This window comes from Sulfurovum sp. bin170 (assembly GCF_010892395.1).
In the GTDB taxonomy this organism is placed as follows: domain Bacteria; phylum Campylobacterota; class Campylobacteria; order Campylobacterales; family Sulfurovaceae; genus UBA1140.
In genome coordinates this window covers 1-7,349 of sequence record NZ_JAACKB010000208.1, presented here as the reverse complement: position 1 = coordinate 7,349, position 7,349 = coordinate 1, and the positions used below count along the sequence as shown (strand labels likewise).

At 34.3% G+C, this 7,349-nt stretch carries 10 protein-coding genes; 4 read left to right on the top strand and 6 right to left on the bottom strand.

Features of this window, described 5'->3' with window-relative positions; genetic code table 11:
• Positions 1-24: 24 nt before the first annotated feature.
• A complete protein-coding gene (locus GSY74_RS04970) occupies positions 25-483 on the top strand; it encodes a hypothetical protein (protein WP_164664004.1) in 459 nt (152 codons plus the stop codon).
• A 75-nt stretch (positions 484-558) separates the two neighbouring features.
• The gene (locus GSY74_RS04965; protein ID WP_164664003.1) at positions 559-1,068 is read left to right on the top strand and encodes a hypothetical protein; all 510 of its coding nucleotides are present in this window, start codon (positions 559-561) and stop codon (positions 1,066-1,068) included.
• 105 nt (positions 1,069-1,173) lie between these two features.
• On the opposite strand, the gene GSY74_RS04960 is transcribed toward GSY74_RS04965, so the two are convergent.
• On the bottom strand, positions 1,174-1,911 hold the full coding sequence (locus GSY74_RS04960) for a ferredoxin-thioredoxin reductase catalytic domain-containing protein (protein ID WP_164664002.1): 738 nt from the start codon (positions 1,909-1,911) through the stop codon (positions 1,174-1,176).
• Between the two features lie 41 nt (positions 1,912-1,952).
• Positions 1,953-2,375, bottom strand: a complete 423-nt coding sequence (locus GSY74_RS04955) for a hypothetical protein (protein ID WP_164664001.1) — start codon at positions 2,373-2,375, stop codon at positions 1,953-1,955.
• 165 nt (positions 2,376-2,540) lie between these two features.
• On the opposite strand from GSY74_RS04955, the gene GSY74_RS04950 reads away from it, so the two are divergent.
• A complete protein-coding gene (locus tag GSY74_RS04950; protein ID WP_164664000.1) occupies positions 2,541-3,302 on the top strand; it encodes a C40 family peptidase in 762 nt (253 codons plus the stop codon).
• A 34-nt stretch (positions 3,303-3,336) separates the two neighbouring features.
• Here the strand turns inward: GSY74_RS04950 and rplT are convergent, their stop codons facing one another.
• Together rplT and rpmI are read right to left on the bottom strand one after the other, a co-directional pair.
• Positions 3,337-3,693 (bottom strand): 50S ribosomal protein L20, encoded by a 357-nt coding sequence (gene rplT / locus GSY74_RS04945; RefSeq protein WP_164663999.1) that lies wholly within the window; start codon positions 3,691-3,693, stop codon positions 3,337-3,339.
• A 114-nt stretch (positions 3,694-3,807) separates the two neighbouring features.
• On the bottom strand, positions 3,808-3,999 hold the full coding sequence (gene rpmI / locus GSY74_RS04940; protein WP_164663998.1) for a 50S ribosomal protein L35: 192 nt from the start codon (positions 3,997-3,999) through the stop codon (positions 3,808-3,810).
• A gap of 266 nt (positions 4,000-4,265) precedes the next feature.
• On the opposite strand from rpmI, the gene GSY74_RS04935 reads away from it, so the two are divergent.
• Positions 4,266-5,060: a polymer-forming cytoskeletal protein gene (locus GSY74_RS04935; RefSeq protein ID WP_164663997.1), complete on the top strand. Its 795-nt coding sequence runs from the start codon at positions 4,266-4,268 to the stop codon at positions 5,058-5,060.
• Between the two features lie 69 nt (positions 5,061-5,129).
• Here the strand turns inward: GSY74_RS04935 and GSY74_RS04930 are convergent, their stop codons facing one another.
• Positions 5,130-5,675 carry a hypothetical protein gene (locus GSY74_RS04930; protein WP_164663996.1) on the bottom strand — a complete coding sequence of 182 codons (546 nt, stop codon included), beginning with the start codon at positions 5,673-5,675 and terminating at the stop codon, positions 5,130-5,132.
• 14 nt (positions 5,676-5,689) lie between these two features.
• Positions 5,690-7,349 (bottom strand): hypothetical protein (locus GSY74_RS04925; RefSeq protein ID WP_164663994.1); only part of this gene is annotated, 1,660 nt, incomplete at its 5' end.

Sequence of the window (7,349 nt, the reverse complement as noted above, 5' to 3'; positions counted from 1 at the left end):
ATAAAAGATAAAAGGAATTATAAAATGAGAATAAGTGTACTAGGGATTAATAAAAATGAGCTACAGAGTGGAAAAAACTTAGCAGAGATGGGAAATGAGATTATCTATGTATGTAAAAATGATGAACGGATTGCTGATATAAAAAGGGGATACTATTCAGATGGTGAAAAAGATATACTAAAGAGTATAAGAAAAGAGAAACGAGTTAACTTCACAGCTGATTTGAGAGAGGCACTATACGGTAGTAGTATGTGTTTTATCTCTGAGAGTAATATAGGAGGTACTGGTGAACTTTTTACTATTCTATCAAATGCAAAAGAGGTAGGAGCCAATATGAGTAGCCACACTTTTATAATAGACCGTTCTACACTAGCTGTCAGTAGAGTTCATCAGATAAAAGATACTGTCCAGTCAGAACTGGATAAAAGAGCCTCAAACCTGACATTTGAAGTGATATCTGACTCTAGTTTTTTAAGAGCATAACAAAAAACTTCTCTTTTTGCCAAAAATTTTAAATTTTATAATATAATGTCACAAAAAATGGCAAAAAGAGTTTTTATGATTTTTCAATCAATAATCAAATTTATCCCTGCTCTACTATATAGCATAGTTTTTATGGGACTTTTCTACTGGCAATTTATATCTGTTTATGGTTTCATTATAGACCACTATAAAGAGTCAAAACTGTTTATACTATATGGATATCTATTTGTCTATCTTTTTGGAGTTCCTATAGTTACAATTACAGTTATCAACCTGCTTCATCAATATCTTATTAAGAGTGTAGCTTTTGTAGCTATTACTATAATAACACTGTTAATATTTTATGGATTATCTTTTTCTGATTTTTATCATATAATAGAATTTTTTATCTCCCATCCACTTCCATCTGACTCTATTATGGGTATGATTTTCTTTATAGTTCTTTCTATTGGATATAGTTTGTACAGTATAGGTATACTCTTTTTTAGACAGAGTATACCACTATCTCATATTGTGATTTTTTTAGGAATAGGCACATTTTATAGTGCTGGGTTTATACACTATTATTGTATGCCACTTCTGTAGGGTGCTGTTTTCTAACGCACCTTTTATTACAATAATAAATATATTTTATTCTTTAATCAAAAATATTCATTTTTTTGGTGCGTTAGAAAACAGCACCCTACGAAATTACCCTCTTTGGACTTCTCCCCCAAAACTAATAATCCCATACCGAAGATTTCCAACCTGTTTAAATCCAAGTGATTTCATCGCGTGTTGGACTTGAAAACTCCTACTTCCTGTATGACAATAGACGATAACTGCTCCTCTCTTCTTATCATTCTGCCCCTCAATTGCAGAGTAGAACTGTGAAGTAGGCACAAGAGCATCTGTTCCTACTATATGACCCATCTTATACTCCATCAACTCTCGAACATCAAGCATGGTAAAGTCAATCATACCTAACTCTCTAGCCTCTAGTAGAGCCTCAAGCTCATCTCCATCTAGTTGCTCTTTTGATAAAAGAGTTGTAGCCTCCTCTTTTGTTAATCCCCGAGAGTGCTGATGAACTACCTCTTCAATCTCACTATTCTGTTTTTCTGCTGTAGCATACTCTGGCGTACAGAAGATACCACAGTGACACTTCCCATCCTCTGGAATCTCTTTTTCTATAGCTGGTTTGCAAGGGCATATTCGATTATCAGCACTGTTTTGTTCATCTTTTGTCTTGCCGATAACCATAAAACAGGGACAGAACCTCTTGCCATACATCAGTCTGTTTCTTGCAAGTCCCATAGCAACACCTTCATTCACATCCTCCATAGGATGCTGTACAAAACCAAACTGACTGTTTACCTTTTCAACAAACCTCCAAGTTTTTTCTAATTCAGCCTGAAACTCTGACGAGTTCATATCAACTTGTTGCATTCTTTACCTTTATATTTAAATATAAGAGATTCTACAATAATCTAATTAATAGTTCTATTTATATCCAAAATAATCTCTTCAAAAAGTTCAGATATATCATTTAGTAAATTTTTAGTACTATTCAAATCTATACTCAACTTCTCATCTGTAATAACTACCCCTACATCTCTAGTTACATTTATATCTGCACTTTGAATCTTTTTTTCAATCTCCTTGGCTTTCTCATCCAATTTTTTCTCCATATTTAAGAAGAAGTTATTAGTTTTATTAAAATCTATAATAATCTTCTCATTTTCAAAATTAAACCCCATCTCTTGAAGAACTGTCTCCTCAATAGTTTGATTTTTTTCAATTGAAATTTTCTCTGTAATCACCTCTTTTGTGGTAGTTTCATCACTATTTGAACAACTTAATACCATAAATAAAAAAATGACACTCAAATATATTTTAATATATTTAAACATGCTTATACTCCTTTTTTAAACAAATTATAGCATAAATAGTAGTGACATTAAGTGACAACTACACAATTTCTACACAATCTTTCTGTAAATTTATATTTAATAACAGCTCATTTGTTGTTAAAACGAACATTTTATGTACGATTTACATTAAAGGGAATTTATTAAATGAGAAAAGTTAAACTATTTTCTATTGCACTACTGATTTTACCACTGCTCAATACAGGGTGTATGCAAGAGAAAGCATCTACAGTTAAACCATCTATACAGAAGAGTATAACTAAAGAGTCTAAAGACCTAAATCAATCTTCAAAACCAGAAAACAACTCAACAGCAACCATTCACCAAGAGAGCAATGAACTAGAAGCGTTAGCATTATCTGTTCAAAGTGACGAACTAGAAAAATTAGCATTGGCTGTCCAATATGAGATGGAGAGTGATGGTATACAAGGTGGTATAATAGAGATGAGTAGTCGCATAGAAGATACTACTTCTTCCTCTATTGGTGATAATTGGGTTGAGATGAGCAAAGAAGAGGAGATTATCTTGACAGCACAAGAGTTTATGGGGGCAAAATATGTATGGGCGGCTAATGGTCCAGAGTGTTTTGACTGTTCAGGCTTCACAAGATATGTCTACAAAGAGCATGGCATGACTCTACCAAGATACTCTGGACACCAAGCTAAAGTTGGAATAAAAGTAGAGTACAATGAGCTTCAAGTAGGAGATTTAGTCTTTTTTGATACTGAGAAAAAATATCGTAAAAAAGTGAATCATGTAGGTATATATGTGGGTAATGACAAATTTATACATGCAAGTTCTGCCAAAAAGAGAGTGGTTATTACATCTTTCAAAAAGAAAAGATTCTACAAAAATAGATTTTTATGGGGACAAAGAGTAGTTAGCAACAACGCTTACGCATCACTGTAGGGTCGGTAACACCGACCAAACAATAGAAATTTTCCTACGCTACAAGTGCCGCTTTTGAAGCATCTGCCACTTTTGTAAATGCTTCAGGAGCATTCATAGCCATATCAGCCAAGATTTTTCTATCAAGCTCAATATTCGCAACTTTCAGACCATGCATAAATGTTGAATAGTTCATACCATTAAGTCTTGAAGCAGCATTGATTCTAATAATCCAAAGCTTTCTAAAATCTCTCTTTTTCTGTCTTCTGTCTCTATAAGCATATACCAATGAACGCTCTAACTGCTCTTTAGCTTTTCTAAAATGTTTTCTTCTTCCACTATAGAAACCTCTAGCTTGTTTTAGAAGTTTCCTGTGTCGTCGGTGTCTAACGGTACCTGTTTTTACTCTCATGTTTTTCCTTTACCATGTATGCCTCACTGTTGTGGGTCAATAGGTGTCATTTTATTTTCAAAATGAACTTGTCCTAGCTCTCTAGGAGTTATTGCTTTTTAGAATGAGTTGTAATTAAACTATCATCTCTCTGATTTTTGGTGCATCAGCACTGCTAACCATTTTAGGACTTCTGTTTTTACGATGATGACCACCATCAACTTTAGTCAAAATGTGACTTCTAAACGCAGTCCCTCTTTTAATTTTACCAGATTTTTTAACTTTAAAACGCTTTACAGCACCTTTTACGCTCTTCATTTTTGGCATATTTTTTCCTTTCATTAGATATTACTCATAGAGAATGAGGTCGCGTATTATATCGAAATAGTTTTAAATCATGATAACAGGCTATACAGTATGTCAACATAGTAAACAATTTTTTAAAACATAATATAACCTATTTTTTGCTGTTTTATATCTATTGTGACAAAAAAAACTCATATTCTATCTCTATTACTTAATCATGACTAACTTACTAAGCTACTATTAGTTATTATATATTAATTAAATAAAATCAACAAAGGGGCATCAATATGGCATTTTTCAATAGCAAAGATAAGAACAAAAATCAAAAAAAAGAGGTTCAAACTACTCCTGAACCTAAGAAAGTTAAGCCTAAACCAACTATAGCAACCGTTATCTCAAAAGGTATAAAAGTAGCAGGTAACTTCAATGGAAATGACAACATTCAAGTTGATGGTCAACTGGATGGTAATATAGAGGGGAACAATTCAGTTCAAATAAATGGTCAACATAATGGTAATATAACTGTTAACTCTCTTACTATTGGAAGAGCTGGTAGCGTCAATGGTACAGTAAGAGCAAAAACTGTTCTAATAGAAGGCTCTCTTATGGGAGAGATTCAGTGTGGTGACTTAGAGATTGCAAGGAGTGGAACTGTATCTGACAAAATCCACTCTGTCAATCTAGTAATCCACGGTAAAGCTCTTGGAGCTATTGTCTCTGACCAGAGTGTTGCTATTACCAAAGGGAGTACCGTCAAAGCCAAAATTGACAGTAAAAAAATCAATATTAATGGTACAGTAGATGGTGAGGTATACGCTTCAGAGCTACTAGAGATTGCTCATGATGGTCAAGTTACTACTGAGAAACTTCAAAGTAGAAAAGTTGTAGTAAATGGTAAAGTAAATGGTAAAGTAATAGCTTCTGAACTGCTAGAGGTTGGAAGAAATGGATTTGTACAAGGTGAGATTACCGTCAAAAATATCAAAACTGAAGAGGGTGGACGAGTTATAGGAACAATGGTTATATACCAAGAGCCTGTAAAACAGATACAATCAGAGGTTATAGATACAGAGACAGCGTAAATAGTAAGGTGGTGCATTTATGCCCACCGAAAGTTTATAGATTTTAAATGGTGCGTTGAAAACAGCACCCTACTCAATCACTTCTATGGTCTCTTCTGCTTTAGAGACAGATATATTCTCCCCACCCACTGCTTTCATAATCACACGATTACCTTTTCTTTTTAACTTTCCATCTCCAACATAGACAGGAACAGCCATCGCACGCATTCTTGTACTACCTCCATTCTCTATTTTTGCTAAAAATCTTATATAGTAGAGACCATCTTCTGATGAGGAGGCTTTAAAGTTTAACTTATAATCATTTGTTGTATCAGAGAGAGAAAACCTCATACTATCATACACTTCACTCTCTCTTTTTAATTTCTCATCAAAATCTATCGTCACCACCATATCGCCAGCACCAATAGATGTCGTAAGAGTTACATTTATATCAGCTACCTCATTTAGACCAACTTTTGTTGCCTTATATGTAATGTCAATAGGAGCCCCTGGTTTCATACAATGTTCAAATCCAATGGTTGTCCCCTCTGCAATTTGATTATCTTTTGCCATTGCTATCTCTCCTGTTAAACCTGCCATCAATAGACAAGATAGTAGTAATTTTGTTTTTTTCATTTTTTATCCTTTTTTTAATTATTAACCGTAATATCAAAACATGGTCTTGTTTGACTAGGATTCCAAGCTACAATATCTAGCATATAATCCCCTGATGAGAGACTATATCTAGCCTCTTCTACATTTCGAACCTCTCCTCTTGATTCCTCAATTTTCTTAAATGAATCTACTTGATAGAGTGCAAAGTCTGGGTCTGAGCTACCCCAACTATTTTGACTCATTTTTATAGTATATGTGCCACCACTATAAATAGTAAATCGTACATACTTATGGTTACCTAATATATTATGATGTCCTTGTGAACCAACTCCATATTCAATAGAGGTACACACTTCTGTACTATCTCCTATTGACAAATCACTATATAGGTCATAATGATTACTACCATAGATATTATCTATGCTTGAGATATTTTCATTACTCAAAATATTATCTATTGCATTGATAGATGTAGGATTTTCATCTTTTAATCCTTTGATAAAAGAGAAGATACTTGTAAATGCAGGTGTAGTTTTTTGTGAACCAACAAGAACATCATAAATAGGTTTAAAACCAAGTGAAAGAGTATCCACCCCATCATCATTACTATCATATAAATCATATAAAATTCGTTGTATAGATGCCTCACTATACCACCCAGGTACACTTCTTGCTTGACTCTCTATATCCATAGACCAACCATCAGATTGTCTAGCTCCTAATGTATCATAATAGATTGTATCATCTGTAGCTATAGCAGACCAAGCATTACCCCACCCCTCTCCAAAAGCTAGACGAATATCTAATCTATCACCAGCAGTATGACTACCACCTATACTATCAGCCCTAGAAAATTTAGCTTCAAAATAGTGACCCCACTCATGGATAATGATATGGTCATCATACTCATCAGTATCAGAGTTGGCATCACCTAAGATATATAGACCATTTTCACCATTAAAGTGTGATGTCATTATCTGCCCATCCCTCAATGCAGATGCACTTCCATTACCTCCTAATACATTGTTAACCGACCAGTTAACAATAAGAGCTGGAAATGTAGCAGCACTATCAGCAGAAATCACTTTCTCCATAGCTTGATATATACTTCCAAGTATGGCAAAAGGTGCTGCATTTCTTGTTCCACTATAAGAGCGACCACCCCATCCACTAGAAGCATTCATATTTCGTCTTGTACTACTATTCCCTGTAGACACGAGACTACTCTCTATTACATATTGAGCATCGCCACTGGTATTATCAACTACTTTAACATCCCACCCAGTAGCACCAGCTTTTTTCATCTCTGCATATACACGAATTTTAACCTCTGTATTCTCTGGAAGATTATCTAATATATATTCCCCACTATCATCGGTGGTTGTAGTTGCAATTGTTTTACCTGTACTATCTATAACTTTTACGGTAACTTGTTTTGCAGCTTCTTTAGTAATGTTATTATAGTTAAGTCCAACACCATTACTATTGACACCTACTCTATCATAAGTTATTTTACCTATAATCCTCAAAGAATCACTTGAACTATCCGATTCATTATCGATAGGCTCAACTGACTCTAATGATGAATCGCCAGAAGCACTTGCATCATCATCTGTCGGGGTTGCCTCCATTGAACTATCTGCTGTTGTACGATCAGCTCCCTCATCTTCAATCTCAACATCACCACAAGCAGTT

Bases quoted from the DNA above. Each gene is read 5' to 3' on its own strand.
- rpmI (WP_164663998.1), bottom strand. From the start codon at position 3,999: ATGCCAAAAATGAAGAGCGTAAAAGGTGCTGTAAAGCGTTTTAAAGTT.
- GSY74_RS04935 (WP_164663997.1), top strand. From the start codon at position 4,266: ATGGCATTTTTCAATAGCAAAGATAAGAACAAAAATCAAAAAAAAGAG.
- GSY74_RS04930 (WP_164663996.1), bottom strand. From the start codon at position 5,675: ATGAAAAAAACAAAATTACTACTATCTTGTCTATTGATGGCAGGTTTA.
- rplT (WP_164663999.1), bottom strand. From the start codon at position 3,693: ATGAGAGTAAAAACAGGTACCGTTAGACACCGACGACACAGGAAACTT.
- GSY74_RS04960 (WP_164664002.1), bottom strand. From the start codon at position 1,911: ATGCAACAAGTTGATATGAACTCGTCAGAGTTTCAGGCTGAATTAGAA.
- GSY74_RS04950 (WP_164664000.1), top strand. From the start codon at position 2,541: ATGAGAAAAGTTAAACTATTTTCTATTGCACTACTGATTTTACCACTG.
- GSY74_RS04955 (WP_164664001.1), bottom strand. From the start codon at position 2,375: ATGTTTAAATATATTAAAATATATTTGAGTGTCATTTTTTTATTTATG.
- GSY74_RS04970 (WP_164664004.1), top strand. From the start codon at position 25: ATGAGAATAAGTGTACTAGGGATTAATAAAAATGAGCTACAGAGTGGA.
- GSY74_RS04965 (WP_164664003.1), top strand. From the start codon at position 559: ATGATTTTTCAATCAATAATCAAATTTATCCCTGCTCTACTATATAGC.